The 26748-nt window shown below is 62.3% G+C and carries 27 protein-coding genes and 1 pseudogene; 9 read left to right on the top strand and 19 right to left on the bottom strand.

Annotated elements, in window-relative coordinates; translation table 11 throughout:
- Positions 1-211: hypothetical protein (locus tag ACP7DD_RS21725; RefSeq protein ID WP_426176913.1), on the top strand; the 211-nt coding region annotated here is incomplete at its 5' end.
- Here ACP7DD_RS21725 and ACP7DD_RS21720 read toward each other — a convergent pair.
- The 5 genes from ACP7DD_RS21720 to ACP7DD_RS21700 form a co-directional block, all read right to left on the bottom strand.
- A complete protein-coding gene (locus ACP7DD_RS21720) occupies positions 182-385 on the bottom strand; it encodes a hypothetical protein (RefSeq protein WP_426176912.1) in 204 nt (67 codons plus the stop codon). The two genes, ACP7DD_RS21725 and ACP7DD_RS21720, sit on opposite strands and share 30 nt — an antisense overlap.
- A 10-nt stretch (positions 386-395) precedes the next feature.
- Positions 396-983, bottom strand: coding sequence for an NnrU family protein (locus ACP7DD_RS21715; protein WP_426176911.1), 588 nt, complete (start codon positions 981-983; stop codon positions 396-398).
- Between the two features lie 99 nt (positions 984-1082).
- Complete coding sequence (locus ACP7DD_RS21710; protein WP_426176910.1) at positions 1083-1415, bottom strand: type II toxin-antitoxin system RelE/ParE family toxin; 333 nt, start codon at positions 1413-1415, stop codon at positions 1083-1085.
- Positions 1412-1684 carry a type II toxin-antitoxin system Phd/YefM family antitoxin gene (locus ACP7DD_RS21705; RefSeq protein WP_426176909.1) on the bottom strand — a complete coding sequence of 91 codons (273 nt, stop codon included), beginning with the start codon at positions 1682-1684 and terminating at the stop codon, positions 1412-1414. The genes ACP7DD_RS21710 and ACP7DD_RS21705 overlap by 4 nt, the downstream gene beginning before the upstream one ends.
- Before the next feature lie 77 nt (positions 1685-1761).
- Positions 1762-3192, bottom strand: coding sequence for an MFS transporter (locus ACP7DD_RS21700; RefSeq protein ID WP_426176908.1), 1431 nt, complete (start codon positions 3190-3192; stop codon positions 1762-1764).
- 177 nt (positions 3193-3369) lie between these two features.
- Here ACP7DD_RS21700 and ACP7DD_RS21695 point away from each other — a divergent pair, with 177 nt between their 5' ends.
- Positions 3370-4266 (top strand): LysR family transcriptional regulator, encoded by an 897-nt coding sequence (locus ACP7DD_RS21695; RefSeq protein WP_426176907.1) that lies wholly within the window; start codon positions 3370-3372, stop codon positions 4264-4266.
- 289 nt (positions 4267-4555) lie between these two features.
- Here ACP7DD_RS21695 and ACP7DD_RS21690 read toward each other — a convergent pair whose 3' ends face one another.
- The 4 genes from ACP7DD_RS21690 to ACP7DD_RS21675 are packed head-to-tail and all read right to left on the bottom strand — an operon-like array spanning position 4556 to position 9259.
- The gene (locus tag ACP7DD_RS21690) at positions 4556-5686 is read right to left on the bottom strand and encodes an ABC transporter permease (RefSeq protein ID WP_426176906.1); all 1131 of its coding nucleotides are present in this window, start codon (positions 5684-5686) and stop codon (positions 4556-4558) included.
- Positions 5683-6864, bottom strand: coding sequence for an ABC transporter permease (locus tag ACP7DD_RS21685; protein WP_426176905.1), 1182 nt, complete (start codon positions 6862-6864; stop codon positions 5683-5685). The genes ACP7DD_RS21690 and ACP7DD_RS21685 overlap by 4 nt, the downstream gene beginning before the upstream one ends.
- A 9-nt stretch (positions 6865-6873) precedes the next feature.
- Positions 6874-7851, bottom strand: a complete 978-nt coding sequence (locus ACP7DD_RS21680) for an HlyD family secretion protein (protein ID WP_426176904.1) — start codon at positions 7849-7851, stop codon at positions 6874-6876.
- A gap of 4 nt (positions 7852-7855) precedes the next feature.
- Positions 7856-9259, bottom strand: a complete 1404-nt coding sequence (locus ACP7DD_RS21675) for a TolC family protein (protein WP_426176919.1) — start codon at positions 9257-9259, stop codon at positions 7856-7858.
- 213 nt (positions 9260-9472) lie between these two features.
- On the opposite strand from ACP7DD_RS21675, the gene ACP7DD_RS21670 reads away from it, so the two are divergent.
- The 4 genes from ACP7DD_RS21670 to ACP7DD_RS21655 all read left to right on the top strand — a co-directional run bounded on the left by ACP7DD_RS21670 (position 9473) and on the right by ACP7DD_RS21655 (position 13793).
- Positions 9473-10075, top strand: a complete 603-nt coding sequence (locus ACP7DD_RS21670) for a TetR/AcrR family transcriptional regulator (protein ID WP_426176903.1) — start codon at positions 9473-9475, stop codon at positions 10073-10075.
- An 88-nt stretch (positions 10076-10163) separates the two neighbouring features.
- Positions 10164-11321, top strand: coding sequence for an iron-containing alcohol dehydrogenase (locus tag ACP7DD_RS21665; protein WP_426176902.1), 1158 nt, complete (start codon positions 10164-10166; stop codon positions 11319-11321).
- 15 nt (positions 11322-11336) lie between these two features.
- Positions 11337-12392 (top strand): NADP-dependent oxidoreductase, encoded by a 1056-nt coding sequence (locus ACP7DD_RS21660; protein ID WP_426176901.1) that lies wholly within the window; start codon positions 11337-11339, stop codon positions 12390-12392.
- A gap of 33 nt (positions 12393-12425) precedes the next feature.
- The gene (locus ACP7DD_RS21655) at positions 12426-13793 is read left to right on the top strand and encodes an NAD-dependent succinate-semialdehyde dehydrogenase (protein WP_426176900.1); all 1368 of its coding nucleotides are present in this window, start codon (positions 12426-12428) and stop codon (positions 13791-13793) included.
- A 124-nt stretch (positions 13794-13917) separates the two neighbouring features.
- On the opposite strand, the gene ACP7DD_RS21650 is transcribed toward ACP7DD_RS21655, so the two are convergent.
- The 10 genes from ACP7DD_RS21650 to ACP7DD_RS21605 all read right to left on the bottom strand — a co-directional run bounded on the left by ACP7DD_RS21650 (position 13918) and on the right by ACP7DD_RS21605 (position 24808).
- The gene (locus ACP7DD_RS21650; protein ID WP_426176918.1) at positions 13918-14187 is read right to left on the bottom strand and encodes a RimK-like ATPgrasp N-terminal domain-containing protein; all 270 of its coding nucleotides are present in this window, start codon (positions 14185-14187) and stop codon (positions 13918-13920) included.
- 635 nt (positions 14188-14822) lie between these two features.
- Positions 14823-15524 carry a two-component system response regulator KdpE gene (gene kdpE / locus ACP7DD_RS21645; protein ID WP_426176899.1) on the bottom strand — a complete coding sequence of 234 codons (702 nt, stop codon included), beginning with the start codon at positions 15522-15524 and terminating at the stop codon, positions 14823-14825.
- Complete coding sequence (gene kdpD / locus ACP7DD_RS21640) at positions 15521-18232, bottom strand: two-component system sensor histidine kinase KdpD (protein WP_426176917.1); 2712 nt, start codon at positions 18230-18232, stop codon at positions 15521-15523. Before kdpD ends, kdpE begins: the two co-directional genes overlap by 4 nt.
- A gap of 21 nt (positions 18233-18253) precedes the next feature.
- Entirely contained in the window at positions 18254-18838 is a 585-nt protein-coding gene (gene kdpC / locus ACP7DD_RS21635; protein ID WP_426176898.1) for a potassium-transporting ATPase subunit KdpC, read from the bottom strand.
- Positions 18839-18849: 11 nt separating this feature from the next.
- On the bottom strand, positions 18850-20961 hold the full coding sequence (gene kdpB, locus ACP7DD_RS21630) for a potassium-transporting ATPase subunit KdpB (RefSeq protein ID WP_426176897.1): 2112 nt from the start codon (positions 20959-20961) through the stop codon (positions 18850-18852).
- A 24-nt stretch (positions 20962-20985) separates the two neighbouring features.
- Complete coding sequence (gene kdpA / locus ACP7DD_RS21625; protein ID WP_426176896.1) at positions 20986-22791, bottom strand: potassium-transporting ATPase subunit KdpA; 1806 nt, start codon at positions 22789-22791, stop codon at positions 20986-20988.
- Positions 22791-22880, bottom strand: coding sequence for a K(+)-transporting ATPase subunit F (gene kdpF, locus ACP7DD_RS21620; protein ID WP_426176895.1), 90 nt, complete (start codon positions 22878-22880; stop codon positions 22791-22793). Before kdpF ends, kdpA begins: the two co-directional genes overlap by 1 nt.
- Positions 22881-23069: 189 nt before the next feature.
- Positions 23070-23819, bottom strand: coding sequence for a TorF family putative porin (locus ACP7DD_RS21615; protein ID WP_426176894.1), 750 nt, complete (start codon positions 23817-23819; stop codon positions 23070-23072).
- Between the two features lie 44 nt (positions 23820-23863).
- Positions 23864-24208, bottom strand: a complete 345-nt coding sequence (locus ACP7DD_RS21610) for a hypothetical protein (RefSeq protein ID WP_426176893.1) — start codon at positions 24206-24208, stop codon at positions 23864-23866.
- A 288-nt stretch (positions 24209-24496) separates the two neighbouring features.
- Positions 24497-24808: a hypothetical protein gene (locus ACP7DD_RS21605; RefSeq protein WP_426176892.1), complete on the bottom strand. Its 312-nt coding sequence runs from the start codon at positions 24806-24808 to the stop codon at positions 24497-24499.
- A gap of 229 nt (positions 24809-25037) precedes the next feature.
- On the opposite strand from ACP7DD_RS21605, the gene ACP7DD_RS21600 reads away from it, so the two are divergent.
- The 3 genes and pseudogenes from ACP7DD_RS21600 to ACP7DD_RS21590 all read left to right on the top strand — a co-directional run bounded on the left by ACP7DD_RS21600 (position 25038) and on the right by ACP7DD_RS21590 (position 26687).
- Positions 25038-25595, top strand: a complete 558-nt coding sequence (locus ACP7DD_RS21600; RefSeq protein ID WP_426176891.1) for a GNAT family N-acetyltransferase — start codon at positions 25038-25040, stop codon at positions 25593-25595.
- Positions 25592-25756: pseudogene (locus ACP7DD_RS21595) on the top strand (2-hydroxy-3-oxopropionate reductase); the annotation flags it as partial. The gene ACP7DD_RS21600 and the pseudogene ACP7DD_RS21595, both read left to right, overlap by 4 nt.
- Before the next feature lie 598 nt (positions 25757-26354).
- Positions 26355-26687, top strand: coding sequence for a hypothetical protein (locus ACP7DD_RS21590; RefSeq protein ID WP_426176890.1), 333 nt, complete (start codon positions 26355-26357; stop codon positions 26685-26687).
- The last annotated feature ends 61 nt before the right edge of the window (positions 26688-26748 follow it).

Genomic DNA, 26748 nt, shown 5'->3' with positions numbered 1-26748 from the left:
TGATGTCCCGTTCAATTGGGTAGGGGCGACATCGCCCGCGACATTCCGATTACAGCCAAACAAGTCCAGTGTCGGCAACCCGGAGGCCGCTGTGGCAGTTTGTGAAACATTCAGGCTAGAGGTGCACGATCTGGACATCGCCCCACGTGTCGCGCAGGTACTCGGCGACAAGGCGGCGATGTCAATGGTGCGGCTTGTCTTCGCTGCATAACAGGCAGGCGCCGGCCAGCTCGTCGCGGTCGATCTCGTCGCGCTTGGCAAAGCCCGCCAGCTGCGACACGTTATTGAGCCGCACGTCGACCAGTCGCTGCGCTTCCGATTTCTTCAGCCTCGTGAAGAAATCTTCGGCCGACGTCCTGGTAAAACCGATCGTGAAGATCTTCATGCCGACAAACTTACATCGCCACGCCGAACGGCCGCACGCCGATCAACGGGCCATGCAGCCAGAACGCGAACGCCACCCACGCCACGACGCCTGCCGCAACGGCGATGAGCGTGCCGCTCATGGCGCCGGCCGGATACGTCGTTCCTGCCGCGCGGTCGCGCCGGCGAGCGGCGATGAAGGACATCACCGCCCATGCCAGGAAGGCGCCAAACAGCAGCACGTCGGCCACGGTGCCGTTGGCGAGCAAATGCGCCAGCGCCCACGCCTTGACGCCCAACACCATCGGATGATGCAAGCGCGCCTTGATCTGGTTGCGCGGCACGTAAGTTGCGGCCAGAAAAATGAAAGCGACGAGCGTGAGCAGCGCCGCCAGGTGGCGCATTCCGACCGGGGGATTCCACAGGACGACCGGCGCCTCCCGCGCAACGCCGTAGCCCCAGACGATCAGCGCCAGGCCGACGGCGGACATCAGGGAGTAGCCGAGCTTCCACTTGTTTTCGCCAAGGCGCGCGATTTGCTGGCGGCGCCAGTCGTCGGCGACGATGCGCACCGAATGGACGCCGAGGAACATCACCAGCCCAATAATCAAAAATGTCATCGCATATCCCGTTCGTCTGTTGAGTGTTCCATTCTAACGCGCCGGCAGGGTGCAACCGGCGCGTCAACAAAATGCACAGACGTGTTTTGCTGAATGCCCTTATACGCGCGGTCGTAGGAGCCTTGTTATCAGCACGGTCCGCAAATCTTTACGGGCGTCGCACACAATGTGGATGAAAATCGTATCTTGGCGGAGTTCGTAGATTATTCGATTGCGCCCGGCAATCACTTGACGGTACCGTGAGAGCTGCAAATTACGTAGTTCGTCCGGCACACGGCCTGACAAAGGGAACAATTTCAGTGCAGCGATACTTGTTCTGATCTCACGGTACGAGTTTTGCCATGCAATGCGGCCAAAATTTCGGACAATGTAGCGTTTCAACTCCTTCAGGTCCTGCTCCGCGGAATCAAGAAAGACAACCCGAAACGTCACTCGGCATCTTCCTTGTCCAACTCAGCAAACACCGCTTCGTCAGATCGGAAGTCGCCCTGCTCAATTTCTTGACCGCCAAGCGCCAGGATCTTAAGCAGCGCCATTGTTTCTTGCTGTTCCTCATACGTAGCCACATCCATGACGACAAGCTTGGCTTCGCCGTCCTGTGTGAACACCATTGGTTCACGACTGTCCGATATTTCCTTAGCGATCTCCGCAGCATGGCTAGTAAGGTAACTGATCGGCTTGACTCGTGTGGTCAGCTTCATACTCGCTCCTATTGAATAGAACCCAATTGTAGGCGCAATCGCGACAAGTTACGCTGACGTTTATTTTCTGGTTTAACTTAGCGTAAATTGCTCCGCCCGGGGCTAGCGATGGCGATTGCAAGGCCAATCAGGATCAGTCCCGTCGCCACGGCGAACGTGACCCGCATGCCGGCGGCGACGGCTACCGCGCCCGCCGTGGTGATGTCGCTTGCCGACGCCGCCAGCGCGAACACGGCGCCCATGGCCGACGCGCCGGTGACGAACCCGAGATTGCGCGACAGGTTCAGCATGCCGGACACTACCCCACGCTGGTCGGCGCCGACGTCGAGCATGATGGCGGTGTTGTTCGCCGTCTGGAACAGCGCGTAGCTGATGGTGACGACGATGGTCGGTGCGATGTATCCGGCCAGCCCGAACGACACTGGCGCGATCGACAGCGCGCCGCAGCCAGCGGCAATCCCGACGAGGCCGATGACCGTCATGCGATGCGCGCCGAGACCGTCCACCAGGCGGCCGGCCGGCACGCCGGCCAGCGCCGCGGCAACGGGTCCGGCCGACAGCACCAGTCCCACCATCGCCGGCTCCAGCCCGAACGCGCGCGACAGGTAGAACGGCCCGACCACCAGCGTCGCCATCATCACCGTCGAGACGAGGGCGCTCATGGCCAGGCCGGCGCTCAGTACCCGATCGCGGAACATCGCCAGCCGGATCAAGGGCGCAGGCGCCCTCCCCTCGGCACGCACGAACAACCAGACGCCGACGGCGGCCGCCGCCAGCAAGGCCGCATTGAGCAATCCAAATTTGCCGCGCCCGATCGTCACGGCCAGCGCATACGCGGCCAGCGTCATCGCCAGCAGCAGCGTGCCGACGTGGTCAAAGCGGGTTATCGCGGTGCTCGCTTTTGGACGATCGGCCGGCAGGTAGCGCAGCGCCAGCAGCAAGGTGACGATCCCCAGCGGCACGTTGACGAGGAAGATTGCGCGCCATCCGAGGCCGGCGATCAGCAAGCCGCCAAGCGAGGGACCGAGCGCCGTGCCGACGGCCGACATCATGGCGAGCAGCCCCATGGCACTGCCGGTCTTCTCCTTCGGCACCGTCTCGCCGATGAACGCCATGGTCAGCGCCATCATGACCGCGGCGCCGACGCCCTGCGCCGCGCGCGCCGCAATCAGCAGCCACAGCGTGGGCGCCACGCCGCACAGCACCGAGGCGACCGTGAACAGGCCGATTCCCGCCAGCAGCAGCCGGCGGCGGCCGGTCATGTCGCCGAGCCGTCCGACGCTGACGATCAAGGTGGTGATGGCGAGCAGATACGCGAGCACCACCCACTGCACCTGCTGGAACGACGCATCGAACGCCTGCGCCAGCGCCGGCAAGCCGACATTGGCAATGCTGGTTCCTAGCGACGACAGCAGCATCGACATCGACAAGCTGGCCAACGCCCAGCGACTCGCAGGTGTCAGCCTGGCGCTTGCGCTCAACGCGCCGTCCACAATGACTGGTCTCACAGCAAACTCCGTTTTCGAAAATTACGATCTGGCCGCAATCACGTCGTCCTCGCGAACGCGGGGACCCCATTCGTCAGAGCAGCCATGCAAAGATACGCCCCTCCGGACACCTGGCGGAAGACGCACCAATTGCACTCTATTGGTGCGCCGAACGCCATGTCACGGTACTATCGGGTCATGTCCTCCCCCGACCTCAACCTGCTGTTCACGCTCGACGCATTGCTGGCCGAAGGCAGCGTCGCCCGCGCGGCCAGGCGCCTGGGCCTGAGCCCGTCCGCCATGAGCCGCTCGCTGGCCCGCTTGCGCGAGACCACCGGCGACCCGCTGCTGGTGCGCGCAGGACGCGGCCTCGTGCCGACGCCGCGCGCTGTAGCACTGCGCGAGCGCGTCAGCGAGCTGGTCCAGGACGCCGAAGCCGTGCTGCGCCCGACCGAAAAGCTGAACCTCGAGCAGCTCGTCCGCACTTTCACCGTGCGTGCGCGCGAAGGCTTTGTCGAAAACTTCGGCGCCGGCCTGATCGCCCGCATCTCTGCTGAAGCGCCCGGCGTGCGCCTGCGCTTCGTCTCGAAGGACGACAAGGAGAGCACCTCGCTGCGCGACGGCAGCATCCACCTCGACATAGGCGTGGTCGGCGCGACGGCCAGTCCGGAGGTGCGCACGCGCGCACTGTTCAAGGATCGTTTCGTCGGCGTGGTGCGCGCCGATCACGCGCTAAGCCGCGGCAAGGTCACGGCGACGCGCTATGCCGCCGGCCGCCACATCAGCGTATCGCGGCGCGGCCACGAAAAGGGACCGGTCGACAAGGCGCTGGAACCGCTGGGGCTGACGCGCAACATCGCCACCATCGTCGGCAGCTTTGCCAGCGCGCTGGCGCTGGCCGGCGACTCGGACCTGATCGCCAGCGTGCCCGAACGGCAAACCGGCAGACTGCGTGCAGGCATGCACAGCTTCGCGCTGCCGGTGCCGGCGCCGGCGATCACCATCGCGATGCTGTGGCACCCGCGTCTCGAGGCCGACCTGGCGCACCGCTGGCTGCGCGCGCTCGTCGTCGACACCTGCCAGGCAGCGGGCTAGAAGGAGCGGCCGCGGCGTGCTATACGAGTTGCGCTGGCAACGTTCGCAGACAATCATACTCAGCGAGGAATTCCCTTCTTTTCATCCCGATTTTTTTCAATTCGGCATTGTCGTAGGCGGCTTCCTGCCGGGCTGCGCGCGGCACGCATGCAGATCGTCGACGCGCTTCGCGGCGCCTGAGGCGCAGCGCCGTGCGAAAGGCGCCGCTTGCGCACACCGGCCAGCTTCGTCGGCGGCAAGCTGGTCAGCGCTAAACGCTGGTGCGTTGCATGGCCAACAAAAGCAGGACCTAGCCGCGCGGCGCCATGCGCCGCCACTTGGCCAGGCCGGCCGCGACCAGCACCATCGCCAGGCCGGCCAGCGCGAGCAGTTCCGTGCGCACCTCGTGCACGGACGCACCCATCTGGTTGGTGGCGATGAAACCCTGAATGGCGGCAGTCGAGGGCAGCAGCCAGCTCAGCGCCTGAAGCGGCGGCGGCATGGCACTGGCCGGCCAGCTCAGGCCGGACAGGAACACGATCGGCATCGACGTGGCAACCAGCAGTTGAACGCTGCGCTCGCGGGTGCGGAAGAACATGCCGATCAACAAGCCAAGCGCGGCCACGCAGTAGGCGTACAGCACCGTCAGCACGACGGTGCCGGCCAGGTTGCCGCCGCGCGGGTAATCCTGCCACCAGAAGACAAAGCCGAAGAAATACACCGCGTTGAACACGACCACGAGCGCGAAACCGTTGAGGGCGCCGAAATACGCGGCCGCCGTCGGCGCGTACGGAAACGTGTTCGCGCTGGACCAGCTGCCGAACAGCAGTCCGATGCCGAGCAGGAAGGTCTGCTGCATCAGCAGCACGACGACGCCCGGCACGATAGACGACGCATATCCCTCGCGTACGTTAAACAGCGGCAGCGCCTCGACAGCGAGCGGCTGGCGCAGCGCCTCGGCCTGCACGCTCGACGGGGTGGCCGCGCCAGTGCGCTTGAGTTCGATGCCGGCTGACACCGTGCCGACTACCTCGGCCAGAGCGTTCAACACCACCTTGTTGAGCAAGGGATAGGAGCCGTTGCCGCTCACCTCGATCTCCGGCTGGGCGCCGGCCAGCACTTTTCGGCTGAAGTCGGCGGGAATGAACATCGCGCCGGCGGCCTTGCCCGACCAGATCAGCTCCTGCGCCGCCTCCGGGCCGGTGGTGACGGCGACGACGTCGATGCCGGGATGGGCGCCGGCGTAGCGGATCAGCTGGCGCGACAGCGCCGAATGGTCCTGGTCGATCACGGCCACCGGCACCGCGCGCACCGTCTCGGCGCTGTAGGGCAGCGGATAGAAGAAGGAATAGACGATGCCGGAAATGAAGAACAGCAGCAGCGCCGCCTTGTCGCGGAAGATCGACTGCCAGGTCAGCGCGAAGGCGCGCGCCGCGCTCACAGCTTGCCCCAGCTGGCCGGCTGCCTGACGCGCGAGGCCAGGCGCAGATACGCCGCGGCGCCGAAGCCGAGCGTGAACAGCAGCAGCAGCGCCACCGGCACGATGCCGAAGCGCAGCGGCGCGCCGGCCATCCAGGTGTTGTTCAGAAGCGGCAGGTAATGCGTCAGCGGCAGCGCTTCGGCCCAGATGCGCGCCGCCAACGGCATCGCCAGCACCGGGAAGCCCTGCCCCGAAAACGCGAACGCCGGCGCCGTCACGAACGCGCAGATCGACAGTGCCGAGCGCAAGGACGACGTGAAGGCGACAATGCAGGCGCCCAGCGCGAGGTAGGCGCTGATGAAGAAGGCGGTGCCGAGCAGCATGGCGGTGGCGCTGCCGAGGATCGGCCAGCCGAGCACCACGCCGAACAGCAGCACCAGCAGCAGCGCCTGCGCGGCGAAGGCGCCGAACGGAATGATCAGCTTGCCCAGCAGCGCCGCGCCCAGTTGGCCGTCGGCTGCGGCCAGCCAGTCCGGCACGGTGGCGCCGCGCAGCTCGCGGCCGATCCCCGTCACCGCCGCCAGCGTGACAAGAATATGCATCAGGCTGAACGCGACCGGCAGCGCCAGCGACGGCAGGTAGCTGCCGCTCTCGTTGAACAGCGCGGCCGTGCGCGTACGCACCGGCTCGTATAGCTGCCGCGCCTCGATCGCCGCGGCGCCGCGCTTGGCGCGCCCTTGCGTTTCGATGCCGGCCGACAGCGTCGCCACCACCGTGCGCACGTCGCGCGTCATGGCGCCCGTGTGCGACGCGAACTGCGCGTTGTAGGCCCACTGTACACTGGCAGCGCCGCCGCCCAGCATGGTCTTCTGCATGCCGGCGGGGATCGCGACGATGCCGAACGCGCGGCGCTCGCGGATCAGGTGAAACGCTTCTGTCTCGCTGTTGGCGGCGAGCGCGACCTTCAGGCCCGGCGACTGGTCAAGCATGCGGATCAGGCTGCGCGAGAGCACCGAATGGTCGCGGTCGATCACCACCAGCGGCAGGTCGCGCGCCACGCCGGCCGAAAATATCCACCACGTCAGCAGGTACAGCGCGAGCGGGATCGACGTCAGCATGGCGAAGTCCCAGGGGTCTGCGCGCAGGCGCGTCCATTCGCGCCGCACGGATGACGAGATGGCGTTGGCGGCGCGCGTCATCGCTGCCGCTCAGCGATCGAACACGACCGTCATCCCCGGCCGCAGACCCGGCACCGGCGCGGTCGGGCGCAGCCGGATCTCGAACGTGCGCAGGTCGGTGCCGCCCGGGCGCGCCGCGCGCCAGGTGGCAAACGCCGGCAGCGCCGACACCACGGTGGCCTTGAACTGCGCCCTGGCCTTCAGCGCGGGAATGGTGGCCTGGTGCAGCGAACCGAGCGCGTACGGCGTGAATTCGTCTTCACGCACGGCCACCACCGCCCAGACATCGGCCAGGTCGACCAGCGTGATGACGGGAAAGCCCTGCGGCGCCAATTCGCCCGGCTGGATCGCCAGCTTGGTCACTTCGCCCGCAGCGGGCGCCATGATGCGCGTCTCGGCCAGCGCGGCGTCGGTTTCGGCAACCACGCCGGCGACCTGGCGCGTCTGCGCTGCGGCGGCCAGCTTGTCTTCCGTCCGGGCGCCCTGGCGCGCCAGATCGTACTGCGCCCTGGCGGCGGTGGCCAGTTCATCGGCCGAGCGCGCCTGCGCCTCGGCTTCGTCGCGTTTCTGGCCGGCGAGCACGCCCTCCGCAAACATCGATTGAACCCGCTGGAACGTCACGCGGGCCAGTTTGGCGCCCGCCTGCGCGCGCTCCCAGTTGGCGCGCGCGGCAACGATTTCCTGCGGCCGCGCGCCGGCCTGCACTTTCTGGTTGGCGGCACCGGCGGCGTCACGCGCGGCAGCGGCCTGCGCCACCTTGGCACGCACTTCCGGGCTGTCGAGCTCGAACAGCAGGTCGCCACGCTTGACCGTCTGCCCCAGTTGCACGTGGACCTTGCCGACCCGGCCCGGCACCTTGGAAGACACGTTCACTTCCTGCGCCTCGATCTGGCCCTGGACCGGATCACGGGTGGGCTGGAACGCCTGGTATGCGCCCGATCCGAGCAGGGCGATGACGACGACGGCGGCGCCAGCCGGGAGCAGGCGCCTGGAAGCGGGTTTGGCCATGTGTTCAGTCTTTCGTGATCTCGATGGTGTGCGTTGCGGTCCGCGCCAGCGCGGCCAGCCGGTCCGGCTCGCCCGCGGTAGCGAGCACTCTGGCGAGCGCGAGGACGTACTCGTAGGCGGCCTGGGCGCGCTCGAGCGAGACCTTGGTGAAGTTCAGCGAGGCATCGGCGACGTCGGTCGAAGTGGCCTGGCCGTTCTTGAACGAGACCTGCGCCAGGCGCCGCGTTTCTTGCGCCAGTTCGATCGCCGAGCCCATCGCCAGGTAGCGCTGGCGGGCGTCTTCCATCGCGCGCCACTGGCTCTCGGCCAGCGTCGCGATGTCGCGCCCGGCCTGCTCGGCGGCCACGTCGACGCGCTGCTGCTCGAGGCGCGCGGCGGCGCCCATCTTGGCGCGGTCGATGCGGTCGATCAGCGGCACGCTGAGCGACACGCCGACGAGCCAGTTCGCGCGCGCCGAGCTGCCGCGGTTGAGGTTGTAGTTGGCGATGCCGATGACGGTGGGGCTGAACTGGCCGCCCGCCAGCTGCACCGCGCCGGCGGCCTGGCGGCGCTTGCTGTCGATCTGCTTCCACGCCGCGTTCGACGCCATCGCCGCATCGACGAACGAGGCCAGCGAACCGGCCGGCTGGTCATGGACGAACAGCGGCGTGGCGGCGCTGACGGCGGCCGGCGCGCCGAGCAGGCGGCGCAGGGCCAGCTGCGCGATCTCGAGGTCGCTGGCTGCCTTGGACGCTTCACGGTTGGCGTTGTCGACGGCGACATCGGCCTTCAGCCGGTCCACCCTGGCGATCAGGCCGGCGCGTTCCATCTTCAGCGCGTCGCCCTGGTGTTCTTTGGCCAGCCGCGCCGCGCCGGCGCGCAGGTGCGACGCCTGGCGCGCCAGCTGCACCGTGAAATAGCGCTGCGCCAGCACGGTCGCCGCCTCGTCCTCTTCCTTGCGCACGCCCGCGCCCGCCTCGTCAGCGCGGCCGGCGGCGATCTCCTTGACCGCCTGCAGGCGTCCGCCGGTGTACAGCGGCCAGACCGAACTGACGCCGAGCGAGCGCACGTCGAACACGCGGTCGACGTTCAGCGTCGACGGGATCTCCGGCAAGTTCAGGCCCGGCAGCGGCGGCAGCAGGTCGAGCACCGGGTTGCCCGCCTGCGCCAGGTTGCTGGTGTCGACGCTCAGTGTGGTCGAGACGCGGCCGGCAAAGCCGGACAGGCGCAGGTCGGGGCCGTCGATGCGGCGCAGCGCCTCGGCCTGCAGCGTCCTGGCCTGGAAGTCGAGGCCGGCGCCGTTGATCGCGCCCGAACTGGCCTTCAGCTGGCGCAGCGCCTCGGCGTAGTCGACGGCGGTGCCGCCATTCGCGGCTGGCGCAGCAATGAGCACGACGGCCGCCGCGATCGATCTCGGATGGACAAACATTACTCGCACGGCGCACTCCGCTACGGCCTTGGTGGATCGAACATCAGCGCCCTGTCGGGCGCGATGAAAAGGAAATTAGTGCAGCCCTCCGTGTAGCTGGTGAAAAACATACCACCTCGAAATAATATCGTGTTTGTTGTATAGACGGGGCCTTATACCTCGTGCTTGCCCATCGCCTTAGACGACCGGTCTAATTTCATGTATAGTTGGTGCATGACAAGCGCAAAACCTGACGTCCGCCAGCACATCATCGATACCGGGATGGCCATCATCCTCGGCAAAGGATACTCGGCGGTCGGCCTCAACGAAATTCTGGGTGCCGCCGGCGTGCCGAAAGGTTCGTTCTATCATTATTTCCCGTCGAAGGAACGATTCGGCGAAGCCCTGCTGGCCGATTACGTCGCCGATTACCTGGCGCGGCTCGATGCCGTGCTCGGCGCGCCAGGCACGGCGGCGCAGCGCCTGATGCTCTACTGGGACAGCTGGATCGAACCGGGCAGCGACGACAGCGCCTCCTGCTCCTGCCTCGTCGTCAAGCTCAGCGGCGAAGTGGCGGACATGTCGGAGGCGATGCGGCTGGCCCTGCTCAACGGCACCAACCTGATCATCGCGCGCATCGCCGCCTGCCTGCGGGAAGGCGGCGCCGACGGCTCATTGCCGGCGCAGGCCGAGCCGGGCGACATGGCGCAGACCTTGTATCAGATGTGGCTTGGCGCCGCCCTTCTCACCAAGCTCAGGCGCAATCCAAGCGCACTGCGCAGCGCCCGCGCCGCCACCGAGCGCCTGCTCGGCCTGGCAACGCACCACGCTGCCTGAATTTTTGCCGCACGACCTGGCGTTGCGCCATCGTGTGTTTTTTTGCATCACTTACTAGACGACCAGTCTAATTACAGGAGTATCTTTCATGCTGAACTTCGAATTTCATAACCCGACCAAGATCGTCTTTGGCGCCGATACCATCGCCCGGCTGTCGACCCTGGTGCCGCCCACCGCGCGCGTGCTGATCCTTACCGGCGGCGCCAGCGCCGAAAAGAACGGCACCATGGACCAGGTCCGCGCCGCGCTCGGCGAGCGCAGCGTCCACCAGTTCACCGGCATCGAGCCGAACCCGAGTTTCGAGACCCTGATGCGGGCCGTCGAACAGATCCGCCGCGACGACATCGACTTCCTGCTCGCCGTCGGCGGCGGCTCGGTCATCGACGGCACCAAGTTCGTCGCCGCCGCCGCCCAGTACCAGGGCGATCCGTGGGAAATCATGCTCAGCGGCGGCGCCAAGGTGTCGTCGGCGCTGCCGTTCGGCGCCGTGCTGACCTTGCCGGCGACCGGCTCGGAAATGAACAACGGCGCCGTGGTGACGCTGAAGGCGACCCACGACAAGCTGGCGTTTCGCAGCGCCCACGTGTTTCCGCAGTTTTCGGTGCTCGACCCGACCCGCACCTATACCTTGCCGGCCAAGCAGGTCGCCAACGGCATCGCCGACGCCTTCGTCCACACCGTCGAGCAATACCTGACCTACCCGGTCGGCGCGCTGGCGCAAGATCGTTTCGCCGAGGGCCTGCTGCAAACGCTGGTCGAGATCGCCCCGCAGGCATTGGCCGCGCCCGAGGACTACGCCACCCGCAGCAACCTGATGTGGACCGCGACGCTGGCGTTGAACGGGCTGATCGGCGCCGGCGTGCCGCAGGATTGGGCCACCCACATGATCGGCCATGAACTGACGGCCTTGTACGACATCGACCACGCGCGTACGCTGGCGGTGGTGCTGCCGGCGCTGCTCGATGTGCAGCGCGCCGGCAAACGCGAGAAGCTGCTGCAATACGGCCAGCGTGTCTGGGGCATCGACAGCGGCAGCGAAGCGCAGCGCATCGACGCCACCATCGCCGCCACGCGCGCCTTTTTCGAGTCGCTCGGCATCCCGACGCGCCTGTCCGGCTACCAGCTGGGCCAGGCGGCGGTCGAGGCTGTCATCGACCAGCTCGGCGCGCACGGCATGACGGCGCTTGGCGAGCACAAGAACATCGACTTGGCCACCAGCCGCCGCATCCTCGAAGCGGCGCTATAAGCGACCGGATCTTCCATGATTGACTTCAACGAGGAAATAGCTGCCATGACCGAGACCATCAACCGTTCCATCGTCCTCGCCCGCCGCCCGCATGGCGCGCCGACCGCGGCCGATTTCCGCCTCCAGCAGAGTGCCGTACCGGCGCCGCAGGAAGGGCAAGTGCTGCTGCGCACCCTGTACCTGTCGCTCGACCCGTACATGCGCGGCCGGATGAGCGATGCGCCCTCCTACGCCGCCCCGGTGGCGCTCGGCGCGCCGATGGTCGGCGCCACCGTCTGCCGGGTCGAAGCGTCCCGACATCCCGGCTTCGCCGTGGGCGAACTGGTGCTCGCCTTCAGCGGCTGGCAGGACTATGCGGTCGCCGACGGCGCCGGGTTACAAAAGCTGGCCGGCCTGGCACAGCCGTCGAGCGCGCTCGGTGTGCTCGGCATGCCCGGCTTCACCGCCTACATGGGCCTGCTCGACATCGGCCAGCCCAAGCCGGGTGAAACGGTGGTGGTGGCGGCGGCCAGCGGGGCGGTCGGCAGCGTGGTCGGCCAGGTCGCCAAGATCAAGGGCTGCCGCGTGGTCGGCATCGCCGGCGGCGCCGAAAAGTGCCGCTACGTGGTCGAGGAACTTGGATTCGACGCTTGCATCGACCACCGCAGCGCCGACTTCGCGCAGCAGCTGGCCGCCGCCTGCGACGAGGGCATCGACGTGTATTTTGAAAACGTCGGCGGCGCCGTGTTCGACGCGGTGCTGCCGCTGCTCAACGCCCGCGCCCGCGTGCCGGTTTGCGGCATGATCGCCGACTACAACGCCACCGAACTGCCGCCGGGACCGGACCGCTTGCGCTTGCTGACGCGCACCGTGCTCACCAAACGCATCAAGATGCAGGGCTTCATCATTTTCGACGACTATGGCGACCGCAACGGCGAATTTTTCGCACAGATGAGCGCGTGGGTCGCAGAAGGCAAGATCAAGTTCCGCGAGGACATCGTCGACGGCCTGCAGAACGCACCGCAAGCGTTCATCGGCCTACTCGAGGGCAAGAACTTCGGTAAGCTGGTGATCCGCGTCGGCGACGCCTGAACCCAACTGACAACAACACGAAAAGGAATTAACATGGCCTACCAAAGCACCAATCCCTATGACGGCAAGATTCTCGCCACCTTCGACGACCACGATGCCGCCGCGCTCGAGACCAGGCTGCAAGGCGCCGCCGACTGCTTCGAACGCGACTGGCGCGAGCGCAGCTACGCCGGGCGCGCCGTGGTGCTCAAGCGCGCCGCCGCGCTGATGCGTGAGCGCGCCGGCGAGCTGGCCAGGCTGGCCACCCTCGAGATGGGCAAACTGCTGGCACAAAGCGCCGGCGAAGTGGCGCTCAGCGCGGCCATCCTCGACTACTACGCCGACAATGCGGAAGCGTTCCTGGCGCCGGAAACACTGGCCTCGCGCGCCGCCGACACGATCGTCGAAAGCAGCCCGGTGGGCGTGCTGCTCGGCGTCGAGCCGTGGAATTACCCGTATTACCAGATCGCCCGCTTCGCCGCGCCGAACCTGATGGCCGGCAATGTGGTGATGGTCAAGCACGCCTCCAACGTGCCGCAGTGCGCGCTGGCGTTCGAACAGCTGCTGCACGACGCCGGCGCGCCGGCCGGCGCCTACACCAACCTGTTCATCTCCAAAGACCAGATCGCCCAGCTGATCGACGACCCGCGCATCCGCGGCGTCGCCCTCACCGGCAGTGAAGCGGCCGGCGCGGTCGTCGCCGCGCGCGCCGGTCAGAACCTGAAGAAGACCACGCTCGAACTGGGCGGCAGCGACGCCTTCATCGTGCTCGACGATGCCGACCTCGACAAGGCGGTCAAGCACGCCGTGTCCGGCCGCATGGGCAACGCCGGCCAGGCCTGCACCGCCTCGAAACGGTTCATCGTCGTCGAATCGATGGCCGACCGATTCCTCGACAAGTTCCAGCAGGCACTGGGCAATTTCAGCGCCGGCGATCCGCTCGACGCCGGCACCACCCTGGCCCCGCTGTCGTCGGCACGCGCGCTCGACACCCTGCTCGAGCAGGTTGAACGGTCGGTTGCCGCGGGCGCCCGTCTGGTCATGGGCGGTGGCCGCATCGACGGCGCCGGTGCCTTCATGCAGCCGACTATCCTGGCCGATATCGACGCCGCCAATCCGGCCTATAAGGAAGAGTTTTTCGGCCCGGTGGCGCTGTTCTTTCGCGTCGCCGATGACGACGCCGCAGTGGCGCTGGCCAACGATTCACCGTTCGGGCTGGGCGGCTCGGTGTTTACCGCCGACATCGAGCGCGGCAAGCGCATCGCCCGCCGCATCGACACCGGCATGGTGTTCATCAACAGCGCCGCGGTGTCGTCACCCGAACTGCCGTTCGGCGGCGTCAAGAATTCCGGTTACGGACGGGAATTATCGGCCGCCGGCATCCAGGAGTTTGTCAACAAGAAGCTGATCCGCGTGGCCTGAGTGCCACCATGGGGGGCGCTGCTGGCGCCCCTCTCACCGCCATCAGTACGAAGCCCATGAAGTCACTTTCATGGGCTTTTTGCGTTGTCGCTCTTGTGGCGAATTCAGCCAATTCGATATGCGTTTATAAACCCCTTGCCTCGGCCACGAGCGAACAATAGTAGCCGACTGATAAATACTTGTAGCTGCGGCACAGATTGATCACGGTCGTTCCTGCGGCAGCGTAATCGTCCGGAGAACTCAGCAATTGAGCTGCTATGACGCCCTTGTATGGTGTCGTCGTATCGGGCCAATCCTTTAGTTGCTCAAGAACAATGATTAGGCGAGGAGTTTCAGTGCGTGATCGAAGCGATGCCGAGCGTGGGATGGCGGGGGGGCTGTTGCGAGTCCTCATCGAGGTGAGCTGCAAAGTGCGCAATCGTTGGGCACGGTAACTTGGTACGTAATGGTTGCATAATTTATTGGACGGTTGGTTGACTGCTCGTAGGACTGTTTTGCAGTTTGCCTACGGCCGAACAGGGCGCGCGCATCACGTTCCTCGACCAGGCGTAATCTTAGCCGCTCGCTTGAAAGCACCAACGGCGCGGTCCGATGAGATTTCATACGACGCCTTCAGCGAAGATTGTTTTCACAATGACGTAGACGACCGCAATTATCGTCGCGATAAGTGCAACCCAAAAAATTGTATGAAAGGTGGTGTTCTGCGCGTCAGATAGTCCCGCTTTCTTACGCGGGATTTTTCGAACACACCGACGATAGGAACTGCTATGCCGTTGATCTTTCATGTACGGGGATAGTTGGCCTCAGGTGTACACTCCACCGCCATCTCACGGGGCACGCTGGATTCGACGACTCAGCACCTGTAAACTGAGGCAATTAGTGTACTAATCTCCGCGTAAAGAATTTGTAAAAAATGAGGCCGTTCCCGTGAGGTTTCCGTAAACGGCGTCCGGAACATCGGCTTCCCGCCTCCATGGCAGGGCCGACGGGCTATCGGGCGGCACGTTCCGCGATATCGTTCTTCAGGTGCTAGGCCGGAACGGTCAGAAGCCTATATCCCACTCCCGTTTCCGTAAGTAGGTACTGCGGTTGGGCCGGATCGTCCTCAAGCTTGTGGCGCAAGTGACCCATGTAGATCCGCAAATAATGTCCATCTTCGGCGTGTGAAGGCCCCCATACAGAGCGGAGTAATTGGGGATTGGTTAGTACCCGGCCGGCACTTGCCACCATCATGGCGAGCAAACGATACTCAGTTGGCGTCAGATGCACACCGACGCCGCCCTTTGAGACACGTCTATCTTTGAGGTCGACGGTAACATCACCAAATTTGACTTGGCCGGCATTATCAATTTCTGGCTGCCGTTGACGCCGGATCGTCGCACGGACCCTGGCCTGCAATTCCCCAACACTAAACGGCTTGGTCAAATAGTCGTCCGCACCCGCATCGAGCGCAGTGATTTTGTCGGCCTCGCCGGTTCGCGCTGAGAGAACAATGACAGGGACACTCGACCATTTTCGAATATCGCCAATAAAATCAATTCCATCACCATCAGGCAGGCCCAAATCGAGAATGATCAGATCCGGACTGCGCGTGCCCGCGTCGCTAAGACCCCGCTGGACGGTAGCGGCTTCGTGGACATGCCACCCCTCCTCCTCCAGGGCTGCACGTACAAAGCGGCGAATTTGCGGTTCGTCTTCTACCAAGAGCGCAAGTGGGGCAATTCCGTTCATAGCGTGTTCCGTATGTCCATTTCCAGTTCTGGGGTTGATGGTGGCTGACCCAACGGCAAAGTGATGATGAATGCGGCGCCGCCAAGATCCGATCTGGCGTAACCAATCTGGCCCCCATGTGCCTCGACGATGGCGCGACAAATCGCCAGGCCCAGCCCAACTCCGCTCCGCGCCGCCTCGCGCTCGCCGCGCGTAAATTTCTCGAACATTTCTTCTTCCCGCCCAGGTGCAACACCTGGGCCGTTGTCGGCGACTGTCAGCGTCGCCAAAGTGCCAACAAGAGCGGCGGAGATGTCGATTCTAGATCCAGATACCGTATACTTTGCAGCATTTTCAAGCAGGTTACACAGGACCCGCTCCAGCAAGACAGCGTCAAATCGTATCAGGGGAAAATCCGCGGGAATATTCGTTGTCACGAGATGGTTGCAAAGCGACGATGAAGTCAAACGCAATGCCGTGCCTACCGCCTCTTCTAGCACTTGCCATTCCAAGTTCAGCTTTACCTCGCCGCTTTGCAGGCGCGCCATATCCAACAAATTGGCGACTAGCGCACTCATGCGCAGCGCCTCGCTGTGCAGCCCTTGCGCCATCTCCAATTGCGCATCCGGTAGCAATGGTTTCGAGCGGGTTAGTGATTCGGACAAGCCGACCAGCAATGTCAAAGGTGTACGCAAGTCATGCGACAGCGCGGCCAGCAAGGAATTGCGAAGGCGTTCCGTCTCCATGCTGACCAGCGCGCCTTGTGCAACTTCGATGTAATGTACGCGCTCAAGCGCGATCGCGGCCAAGGCCGCGAAGGTGTCGAGCTGTTTGCGTTGCTCCGGAATTAGGATCCAGCGTTGCTGTTCCGGCTCGATGGCCAGCACGCCTCGGGTCCGCATCGGAGCCACCAGCGGCAGGTAGAACAGTGGGCTGGCGGGCAATGTGTCTGTGCCCAGGCCAGCACTTTCGGCATGATCATAGGACCATTGCGCAATCCCCAGGTCCGGGATTCCTGCTCCATCGGCCGGCGCAGGCGCCTGCAACCTGTCGTCCAGGCCGGGGACGAGAAGAATCGCCTTGGCGCGGAAGGTGCGCTGAATGAAGTCGCGAGTTGCGTCAAAAATCTGTTCGGTTTGTAGAGCGCCGGACAGCTCTCGAGCAAATTCGTAAAGAGCCCGCGAACGCCTTTCACGATGGGCTGAAACGTGGGCCTGGAATCGAAGCCCTGCAGTCAGGTGGCCGGTGACTAAACCGACCGCAAGCATAACGCCAAACGTGATCAGGTACTGCAGATCGGACACAGCGAACGAGAAGCGCGGCGGGACGAAGAAGAAATCGAAACATGCAACACCAACGCAGGTCGCAACGACCGAGGCACCACGACCGAAGCGTACGGCAATCAGGACGACCACCAGCAGGAACAGCATGGCAATGTTGGCCAGGTCTAGATAGGGAAGCAGTGGCGTGGCGAGCAGTGCGGTGCCCAGACTGCTGGCCGCAGCAATAGAATACGAAATCCACTTGCGCTTGCCTCCGACGAAAGCTTGCGCTACTGTCCCCTGCGTAGATGCTTCCGCAACCGCATGGGCGGCGTCGCCGATTTCAATCAGGTCAATATCAGGCGCCATCGCCGTGATGCGCCGGAAGTGTGGCGTTCGCCAAGGCCATGTTTTATGCCCGCGCGCCATAACTATCTTGGACAAGTTATGTTCACGCGCGTATTCGACGACGGCGGCAGCGATATCGCTCCCAGCTAATACTGCAGTTGTGGCGCCAAGTTCGTTGGCCAGCTTTAACGTGAGCAGCGTGCCTTCGCGCCGTTCGGCAGGCAAACGCTGAAGCTCGGGAGTTTCGACATACACCGCATGCCAATCGGCGCCGAGCTGCCCTGCGAGGCGCGCGGTGCTGCGCACCACATGTTCATTGCCCGGCCTGGGCCCCACACAGGCCAGCAGGGCTCCAGCGGTTTTCCATACCGTGTCGATCGATTTTTCCACCCGGTAGGCGCGTACATCGTCCTCAACCCGGTCGGCGGTGCGGCGCAAGGCCAGTTCGCGAAGTGCGATCAGGTTACCCTTACGGAAGAAGTTCCTGGATGCCCGCTCTGCCTGCGGCGCCTGGTACACCCTCCCACTTTTTAGTCGCGCCAGCAGTTCGTCGGCAGGTAAATCGACTAGCACCACTTCATCAGCGGCATCAAATACGGTGTCGGGAACCGTTTCAGCGACCCGGATTCCGGTAATCCCGCCGACCACGTCGTTCAGACTTTCCAGATGTTGGACATTGACGGTGCTATACACGTCAATGCCGGCATTGAGCAATTCTTCGACATCCTGCCAGCGTTTCGGATGCCGCGAGCCCGGCGCATTCGAATGCGCAAGCTCATCCATCAGGATGAGCCCGGGGCGTCTCACAAGCGCAGCGTCGAGGTCGAATTCACCGAGCGACTTCCCTCGATAGCTGAGCATTTTAGGCGGCAGTAGCTCCAGCCCTTCGAGCAGAGCGGCAGTTTCGGCCCGTCCATGTGTCTCGATCACGCCGATCAGGGGGGCACGACCCTCGGCTTGCAGCTTGCGCGCGGCAGCGAGCATTGCAAACGTCTTGCCCACCCCTGCCGACGCCCCGAAGTAGATGCGCAAGCGCCCGCGGGCGTCCTTTCGTTCCTGACTCTGCACTTGAGCCAAGAGCTCATCAGGATCGGGGCGTTGGCAGTCATTCGGGGACATCAGCATGTTTCTCCATGGTCGTCAGTGCTTAGCCACCGGCGCGGCATCCATCGCCAAATTCAGTTTGAGCACATTAACCCGTGCTTCCCCGAAAAACCCGAGCGTTTGCCCTACAGTATGATCCGATACCAGTGCCTCGACACGATCACGCGGCAGTTTGCGCGCAGCCGCAACCCGTCCGACCTGATAGCGCGCAGCGGCGACGCTGATTTCTGGATCGAGTCCGCTGGCCGATGCGGTTACTAGGTCCACCGGCACCAGGCTCGTATTGCCCGGATCGGCCTCGCGCAGGGCGGCAATCCGGCCCTTTACCGCGTCGACAAGCGCAGGGTTTAATGGTCCCTGGTTCGAACCAGAACTGCCGCTGGCGTTGTTGGCCATTGGTCCAGTTGCCGAAGGCCGGCCCCAGAAGTAGCCAGGCGACGAGAAGGATTGACCGATCAGGGTCGAGCCCACCGTCTTGCCGTCGCGCACAACTAGGCTGCCCGACGCATTATCGGCGAAAGCGATCTGTCCGATGCCGGTCACTGCCAGCGGATAAAGGACACCGACGACCAACGTGAGCGCGCCAAACAGAACCAGGGCGGGACGCAGAGTGGATTTCATGACATATTCCTTTATACGAGGTTAAGGGCCGACAACAGCATGTCGATCAGCTTGATGCCGATGAACGGCAGGATGATGCCGCCTACGCCATAGATCAGGATATTTCTGCGCAACAGTGCCGCAGCGCCAATGGCACGGTATTGCACACCCTTCAATGCCAGGGGAATGAGCACGATGATGATCAGGGCGTTGAAAATGACGGCCGACATGATTGCCGAGTCAGGACTGGTCAACTGCATCACATCGAGCGCCTTCAGCTGCGGATAAGTGCCGACAAACGCCGCCGGAATAATCGCAAAGTACTTGGCGATGTCGTTGGCGATCGAGAACGTGGTCAGCGAGCCGCGTGTCATCAACATCTGCTTACCGATTTCGACGATCTCGAGCAGCTTGGTTGGATTCGAGTCCAGATCGACCATGTTGCCGGCCTCCTTGGCGGCCTGGGTACCGGAATTCATGGCGACCGCAACATCGGCCTGAGCCAGCGCGGGCGCGTCGTTGGTGCCATCGCCGGTCATGGCGACAAGCCTGCCCTGCGACTGGTAATCACGGATAAGCTTGAGCTTGTCTTCAGGCGTCGCTTCGGCCAGGAAATCATCAACTCCAGCTTCAGCCGCGATAGCGGCAGCCGTCAGCTTGTTGTCACCGGTGATCATGACCGTTTTGATCCCCATGCGGCGCAACTCGGCAAAGCGCTCCTTGATACCGCCCTTGACGATATCTTTCAGCTCAACCACACCCATCACGCGGCCGGCATCGACCACTACCAGCGGCGTGCTGCCGCGGCGCGACACGTCATCGACCAGGCGCGCCATCTCGGCAGGATACGGCATCCCCAGCGCTTCCACATGCTTCCGGACCGAGTCAGCTGCGCCCTTGCGCACCTGACGCTCTCCGATATCGACGCCGCTCATGCGGGTGTTCGCGCTAAACGGAATGAACACCGCATGCAGGCTACCCATTTCGCGCTCGCGGATGTTGAATTTTTGCTTCGCAAGCACCACTATGGAGCGCCCCTCGGGCGTTTCATCTGCCATCGAAGCGAGTTGCGCCACATCCGCCAATTGCTGCTCAGTGACGCCAGGCGCCGGAAAGAATCCGGCGGCCTGACGGTTGCCAAGTGTAATGGTGCCAGTCTTGTCGAGCAGGAGAACGTCCACGTCACCAGCTGCCTCAACGGCACGTCCTGACGTGGCGATCACGTTGGCGCCCATCATGCGGCTCATGCCTGCGACGCCGATTGACGACAGCAGCGCGCCAATGGTCGTCGGAATCAGACAAACCAACAGGGCGATCAGCACTGTGACGCTCACTGGCGAGCCGGCGCCGGCAGCTGCCACGCCGAACATCGAAAATGGCAACAAGGTCACCGTGACGACCAGGAATACGATGGTCAGCGCTACCAGCAAGATCGTCAGGGCAATCTCATTGGGTGTCTTCTGGCGCTTAGCGCCTTCCACCATCGAGATCATGCGGTCGAGGAAGGTTTCGCCAGGATTGACCGAAACGCGCACCACCAGCCAGTCGGACAGAACCCGCGTGCCACCAGTGACAGCCGAAAAATCGCCGCCCGACTCGCGAATAACGGGAGCCGATTCACCAGTAATGGCGCTCTCGTCGACCGAGGCCACCCCTTCAATGACTTCACCATCGATCGGGATGACATCGCCCGCTTCGACCAGGATAGTGTGACCTTTACGCAGGTCTGCGCCAGGCACTGGCAACCATGTGGTGCCGTGTTTTGGCGTGGCCAGTTTCTTGGCCATGACGGTTTGCTTCAGGCCGCGCAGTGATGCTGCCTGGGCCTTGCTGCGCCCTTCAGCGAGCGCCTCTGCGAAGTTGGCGAACAGCACCGTGAACCACAGCCACACCGACACGGCGAGGATAAAGCCACTGGTGGCGCTTTCGGCTGCGTTGCTCAGCGCCCGGAAATACATCAGCGTCGTCAGGATGCTGCCGACATAGACGACAAACATGACTGGGCTGCGGGCCTGGGTGCGTGGGCCGAGCTTCATAAAAGCGTCACCCATCGCGGGCCAGATGAGGCTGGCATCGAACAGGGTCAGCGACTTGCGTGAACTTGTTGCATTTGCTACCGGCGGTAGCGTTTTTACTTGAGACATCGTGGACTCCGTGGCCTTTGATCGTTACTTGGTATAGAGCTGCAGGTGTTCAACTACCGGGCCGAGGGCCAGGGCAGGAACGTAGTTCAGCACGCCAACGAGCAGTACCACGCCAACCAGCAAGCCGACAAAGATCGGGCCGTGGGTGGGCATGGTGCCCGGATTGGCCTCCAGGCGCGGTTTGGCAGCAAGCGCGCCGGCAATTGCCAGGATCGGCACAATGACCGCGAAACGCCCGAACCACATGGCGATGGCCAGCATAGTGTTGTAGAAAGGCGTATTGGCCGACAAGCCGGCAAACGCGCTGCCGTTGTTGTTCGCCGCAGAGCTGAAGGCATACAGGATCTCCGAGAAGCCATGCGCACCTGGATTGGCGATGCCTGCCCGGCCAACATCGAGCATGACGGCAACGGCAGTCCCGCCCAGCACCAGTACTGGTGTGATCAGAATCGCGATCGAGGTCATTTTCATTTCGTAGCTCTGGATCTTCTTGCCCAGGTATTCGGGGGTGCGGCCGATCATCAGGCCGGCGATGAACACGGCCAGGATCGCGAACACCAGCATGCCGTACAGGCCAGAGCCGACGCCGCCGAACACGACTTCGCCTAGCTGCATCAACAGCATTGGCACTGCACCGCCCAGCGGCGAAAACGAATCATGCATAGCGTTGACCGCGCCGCACGACGCTGCCGTAGTCACGGCGGCGAACAGGGTAGACGCAGAAATACCGAAGCGTGTTTCCTTGCCTTCCATATTGCCCCCCGCCTGGAGAGCGCTGGCACTCTGGTCTAGTCCAAGCGCCGCCAGTTGCGGGTGGGCGACCTGTTCGGCACCCATCACCACCAGGGTGGCCGCGACGAAAATCAAGCTCATTGCGGCCAGCACAGCGACGCCTTGACGTTGGTCACCTACCAACCGTCCAAACGCAAAACATAGTCCAGCGGGAATAAGGAAGATAGCGAGCATCTGCACGAAATTGGACAGCGGCGTCGGGTTTTCGTAGGGGTGGGCGGAATTGGCATTGAAGAACCCACCCCCGTTGGTGCCGAGCAGCTTGATCGCTTCTTGCGATGCCACCGGTCCCATGGCAATGGTTTGCGTAGTTGCGGCGACGCTCTGCATGACTGGCGCGCCTTGCGCATCCTTGAGCGGCTGGCCATCCGGGCTAGCTTTCGGAATTGAGTAGGCGACCGGTTCAATCAGCTGGACTTCCTGATATGCCGAGAAATTCTGGATGACGCCCTGTCCCATCAGGAAAACGGAAAAGATGAGCGACAGCGGCAACAAGACATAAAGCGTTGAGCGCGTCATGTCGACCCAGAAATTACCGATGGTCTTGGCCGAGCGGGAACTGAAACCGCGGATCAGCGCGTACGCCACGGCCATGCCGGTGGCAGCCGAGAAGAAATTTTGACCAGTAAGCGCGAGCATTTGAGTCAGGTAGCTCATGGTTTGCTCGCCGCTATACCCTTGCCAGTTTGTATTGGCCACGAAACTGACTGCAGTGTTGAACGATGCGTCAGGGCTGATATTGGCCAGTGACTGCGGATTCATCGGCAGCCATCCCTGCAACCGCTGTAGCGCGAACACAAACAGGGCGCCGATGCCATTAAAGACCAGCAAAGCCACGGCATAGGATTTCCAGCCCATGTCGGTCTCGGGCGAGACGCCCCCCGCCTTGTACAACAGGCGTTCGATCCGTCCCATCCACGTCATGCCTGGGACGGCGCCGCCGTCGCCTACGCGGGCAAGAACCAGACCCAATGGCCAGGCAAGTACAAGCAACACTGCGAGAAAGGCGCCGAGCAGCACCAGGGATTGCATCGTCATCACAGTTCCTCCGCCTTGAGCAGTGCATGGACCAGGTAGCCCAACAGGCCGACGGCGACGAATGCTCCAATTTGCCAGATCTCCATCATTTGCCTCCCAACTTATCGCAGCCGACCGCGAACGCCCACGTTAGTGCGAAAAACAGCACCAGTGCGCCGATGTACATTGCATCCATATGATCCCTCTTGCAGTTCTGGTTTTTGATACGGCAAGCGTAGCGCTTGCCGCATAAAAATTTTATAAAGACTTAAACGTAAGCCGTAAACAAACTGTAAAAATCAGAATGTTTTACTCACGGTGAGCACCAACGCCGATTTACCCAGAAACTTCCCATTGGCGGGTGACGCGTAGGCCACCTTGCCTGCATTGGTGCCGATAAAGGCGAGTGCGCCGGTAACTACGCCGAAGTCGCGTGTCACGCCCACTTTCCAGTCCGTGTAGCTGGCGGCGCTGTTATGCGCCACGCGCTGGTGTCCCGCATGGAGATTGACGATCAGCGCGTTGCCTGCATCCAGGTTGGCAGCAAGATCGAGGTAGCCACTATTTTTGCTGTCGACGAAACCGAACAAATTGGTCACTGCATGCGAATACTTGATCAGAGCGGGACCATATGACAATTGCCCATACACTTCCGTGGTATTGGCGCTGGCGAAGCCGAGCACGTTGGCCAGCTTGTTCGAAGGGTAGACGTAGGTGAGTACGCCAACGTCATAGCCAAGGCCGGCCGACAGTTCGCCGCGCTTGCCTGCGTACAGGTCAATCTCGATATCGCCATCACCGCCGGCATCTTTTGTCCATTTGATTGTGGAGGCCCAGGCACCCACATAGATCCCGGAAGCGTTGTGGACAAAATCGGCACCGCCCTGCAGCGCAGGTTTCAAGCGCGTCTGCGAGATCCCGCGATAGCGATAGTCGCTGGTGAGTGCAGCGTTGAAGCTCAGGTCGGTCGGAGCCTTGGCCTCATCGGCGCAGGCGTTGCCGGCAGCGAAGGTGGTCATCAAAGCTGCAACGAGGATCGTAAATTTCATATTCAGTCTTTCTATAGAGTGGTTCAAAGATGGGGACGCATTGCTTAGTGGACATATACTTCGTGGTACAGGGAATTGAGCTCGGCTGCCGCTCCGGGATCGCAGATCTCGGCATCGCATACGCAGCGACCGAGCCCGTAGTCGTAAGTGTCATGTACATGCAGCACCGTATGGGCCAGGGTTGCTGACATTACTTGCGTCACATACAACCTCACAGCGGCCAATTGTTGAAGCGAAGGAGTGGAGCTGTCGGTCACAAGGACAAAGATAACCTTGAGCGCCGGGTTGGACATGCGCGCCGAGTTCAGGCGCGCCACCAGGGCGTAGGGCAAATCGATGTCCACTTGGTCGACGGTCACCGGCACAATCACGATGCGGGCAGCGATCAATGCCGATTAGCGTCTCGTGCCGGTCATAGCGCCCGGTATTGATGAGGAGGTCCCCATATGACGGGCCTAGATTCTCTATTTCTCGCGAAAGCATGGGGCCCGACAGTGTCCGAGCCATGACCGATGGCGCTTGCGCAGCGATGCTGCGATCGCAACCCCAGCTATATGCGCATTCCTTCGGATCAGTATCGATTAAGCAGATCTTGCGGCCACTGCGGGCGCGCAGTACGGCCAGGTTTGCACTCAAGTGCGTCTTGTAGTGGCCTTCAAGACTGGCAATGGCGACGATCATGCAGCGGCTTCAGGCTGCTTTGGATTTGTCCTGAACTCGGCCCCTGGTAGCTGGCGCATGATCGTTTCGCTAAGCAGCGTGGCAAATGGCAGCCTGACGCAAAGCCAGACCTGGATTCGGGTCCCGCCGGCACAGATTGCGATGCGCATGAATTCAAGGGCCTCGCCGCACACGCGCATGGCCAGTTGACGCAGCGTGGTGATTGAAGCCGCGTCAACCGTCATGCGAATGGTGCAGGTATCGAACGAACAGGCCATTGGTGCAGGTGCGCGCCGAGCTTGTGGAAAAAACGTAGCAAATGACTTCATGAGGCCTCCGCCAGTAATACGTGATTGACTGGAAGGAGCGTAACAAACAAAGCGTAAATATTTTCTAAAAAACACATCGAGTCTTGTAAACGCCGCGTAAAAACTTAGCCCTATGCGCTGAACGTTTACGTTTTGTTTACGCGCTTTTAGCCGTGTTCTTGACAACGTTTTTATATCGCAGTGTGTACGATTGCCGCAGCGATAGAGAAAAGAAAAGGAACGGTGAACGATGAGCGTTGTCGATCAACAATGTGCCAATGGCAGCCATACACAAATTGAACGAACATCTGCAACGGGTCATGTTCGCGAGGCACTTGCGGAGGATATTCCGGCACTGGTATCCCTTGAAGAAGCCTGTTTTAATTCCGACCGACTCAGCCGGCGCAGCTTTCGCCACCTTATTACCGAGGGTAACTCTGTCACCCTGATCGACCATACGGCGGATCAGGCCCGCGGTTACATTACCCTGCTCTTTCGCGCCGACGTGTCCCTGGCGCGGGTGTATTCGATCGCCACCGCGCCCGGCTGGCTTGGCAAAGGGGTGGCGTCAGGACTGTTGCGAGCGGCCGAAGAACTCGCCCTTTCTCACAACTGCGTTGCAATGCGCCTTGAGATCCGCAAGGACAACTTGGCTTCCCAACAGCTTTTTCTTCGCCATGGCTATGCGGTATTTAGTGAGCATGCTGGCTATTACGAGGATGGCATGGATGCGCTTCGATTTGAAAAATCGCTGACAGCGCGCTTGCGCCCCGAACTTGCACGCACAACCTACTATCGGCAAACCTGATGGCAGGGGGCCACCAGGCGGCCTTCGAGCGCGCCCTCCCCTATCTTCAGCTAATGGGCAAGAACATCAGCCATGTTGGTGAAGCGGGCGCCGGCCAAGTGTGCAAGGTCGCCAATCAGATCATTGTGGCGCTCAATATCGAAGCGGTGAGCCAACCACTCGAGCGTTGAACATGTCAGGCACAGCAAGAATCAACCGCCGCCACCTCGCAGGATGTTGAAAGGGTTCGCTATGAGCAGAACCAGTAACCTGCTGCGGCTGTCGGTCCTAACCTTCATCGCGTGTGCAATCTGGCTGATCGGCTTGGGAGGATATTTTATTTTCGTACGGCCTCCGCTATTACCTGAGGATCGACGCTACATGCATGTAAGCGCCGGGCAAATTGCAATGTACATGCCGCTTCTGGCTTCGTGGTTGGACAAGGTTTTTTTGTCCTGGGCGGATTCATTGCGGGAAGCGGCTGCCTGCTTCTCTTCGTTGCCATATACGTGCTGCCACAACGCCTTCCCGGCACGAGTATTGCACTTGGATGCACTGGTTCCTGTACCGTTGCGACCTTTTGCCGGAGGTTCTGTAATTCCCGCCGTCAAGACGTCCGCCCCCTAATAACCGCTTGTTTCCGGATGATTTTGATGTGCGTCAAAAAAATTGCGTGTCTCAAAGACTAGTATGAAGTAAGAGGAACCTCTACTCGATTCAAAAAGTATTATTCGTAGAAACAGTTTGCTGACGTTTCAGCGCCCCAGACAGGAGTTTTCGATGAAATCAAAATTTAAATTTGCAACTTGGTTCGCCGCTATTTTTGCGGCTATGGCTATGGCGGGCTGCGCCACAAGTCAGGATACGGCGCAAAGCGGACTGCACTCGGACACCTCGAACGCGCAGCACGCAGGAATGATGTCGCACGGCGCGCCGGGCGACCAGATGGCAATGATGGACATGAAAGATATGAAGGCGATGTGCGACATGCACAAGAAAATGATGACCGGGAAAACACCGGACGAACAAAAGGCAATGATGAACGAGCGCATGAAATCGATGTCGCCCGAAATGATGAAAAAACATATGGCGATGATGGAACAATGTAAGTGATGACAGCGGGCGTCTTGTTCGACGCCCCGCCCAGGTTGCTGGGCAATCGCGTGTTCAGCGC

It is taken from the genome of Massilia sp. TWR1-2-2, from assembly GCF_049897565.1.
Classification (GTDB): Bacteria; Pseudomonadota; Gammaproteobacteria; order Burkholderiales; family Burkholderiaceae_D; genus JAFCUW01.
The sequence above is the reverse complement of the archived record's forward strand: the minus strand, read 5'-3'. Positions and strand labels throughout refer to the sequence as shown.

What these genes read in the sequence shown, in the direction of transcription:
- ACP7DD_RS21720 (WP_426176912.1), bottom strand. Translation starts at nt 385, where the DNA reads ATGAAGATCTTCACGATCGGTTTTACCAGGACGTCGGCCGAAGATTTC.
- ACP7DD_RS21715 (WP_426176911.1), bottom strand. Translation starts at nt 983, where the DNA reads ATGACATTTTTGATTATTGGGCTGGTGATGTTCCTCGGCGTCCATTCG.
- ACP7DD_RS21705 (WP_426176909.1), bottom strand. Translation starts at nt 1,684, where the DNA reads ATGAAGCTGACCACACGAGTCAAGCCGATCAGTTACCTTACTAGCCAT.
- ACP7DD_RS21695 (WP_426176907.1), top strand. Translation starts at nt 3,370, where the DNA reads ATGTCCTCCCCCGACCTCAACCTGCTGTTCACGCTCGACGCATTGCTG.
- ACP7DD_RS21685 (WP_426176905.1), bottom strand. Translation starts at nt 6,864, where the DNA reads ATGACGCGCGCCGCCAACGCCATCTCGTCATCCGTGCGGCGCGAATGG.
- ACP7DD_RS21680 (WP_426176904.1), bottom strand. Translation starts at nt 7,851, where the DNA reads ATGGCCAAACCCGCTTCCAGGCGCCTGCTCCCGGCTGGCGCCGCCGTC.
- ACP7DD_RS21675 (WP_426176919.1), bottom strand. Translation starts at nt 9,259, where the DNA reads ATGTTTGTCCATCCGAGATCGATCGCGGCGGCCGTCGTGCTCATTGCT.
- ACP7DD_RS21670 (WP_426176903.1), top strand. Translation starts at nt 9,473, where the DNA reads ATGACAAGCGCAAAACCTGACGTCCGCCAGCACATCATCGATACCGGG.
- ACP7DD_RS21665 (WP_426176902.1), top strand. Translation starts at nt 10,164, where the DNA reads ATGCTGAACTTCGAATTTCATAACCCGACCAAGATCGTCTTTGGCGCC.
- ACP7DD_RS21660 (WP_426176901.1), top strand. Translation starts at nt 11,337, where the DNA reads ATGATTGACTTCAACGAGGAAATAGCTGCCATGACCGAGACCATCAAC.
- ACP7DD_RS21655 (WP_426176900.1), top strand. Translation starts at nt 12,426, where the DNA reads ATGGCCTACCAAAGCACCAATCCCTATGACGGCAAGATTCTCGCCACC.
- ACP7DD_RS21650 (WP_426176918.1), bottom strand. Translation starts at nt 14,187, where the DNA reads ATGAGGACTCGCAACAGCCCCCCCGCCATCCCACGCTCGGCATCGCTT.
- kdpE (WP_426176899.1), bottom strand. Translation starts at nt 15,524, where the DNA reads ATGAACGGAATTGCCCCACTTGCGCTCTTGGTAGAAGACGAACCGCAA.
- kdpD (WP_426176917.1), bottom strand. Translation starts at nt 18,232, where the DNA reads ATGTCCCCGAATGACTGCCAACGCCCCGATCCTGATGAGCTCTTGGCT.
- kdpC (WP_426176898.1), bottom strand. Translation starts at nt 18,838, where the DNA reads ATGAAATCCACTCTGCGTCCCGCCCTGGTTCTGTTTGGCGCGCTCACG.
- kdpB (WP_426176897.1), bottom strand. Translation starts at nt 20,961, where the DNA reads ATGTCTCAAGTAAAAACGCTACCGCCGGTAGCAAATGCAACAAGTTCA.
- kdpA (WP_426176896.1), bottom strand. Translation starts at nt 22,791, where the DNA reads ATGACGATGCAATCCCTGGTGCTGCTCGGCGCCTTTCTCGCAGTGTTG.
- kdpF (WP_426176895.1), bottom strand. Translation starts at nt 22,880, where the DNA reads ATGATGGAGATCTGGCAAATTGGAGCATTCGTCGCCGTCGGCCTGTTG.
- ACP7DD_RS21615 (WP_426176894.1), bottom strand. Translation starts at nt 23,819, where the DNA reads ATGAAATTTACGATCCTCGTTGCAGCTTTGATGACCACCTTCGCTGCC.
- ACP7DD_RS21605 (WP_426176892.1), bottom strand. Translation starts at nt 24,808, where the DNA reads ATGAAGTCATTTGCTACGTTTTTTCCACAAGCTCGGCGCGCACCTGCA.
- ACP7DD_RS21600 (WP_426176891.1), top strand. Translation starts at nt 25,038, where the DNA reads ATGAGCGTTGTCGATCAACAATGTGCCAATGGCAGCCATACACAAATT.
- ACP7DD_RS21590 (WP_426176890.1), top strand. Translation starts at nt 26,355, where the DNA reads ATGAAATCAAAATTTAAATTTGCAACTTGGTTCGCCGCTATTTTTGCG.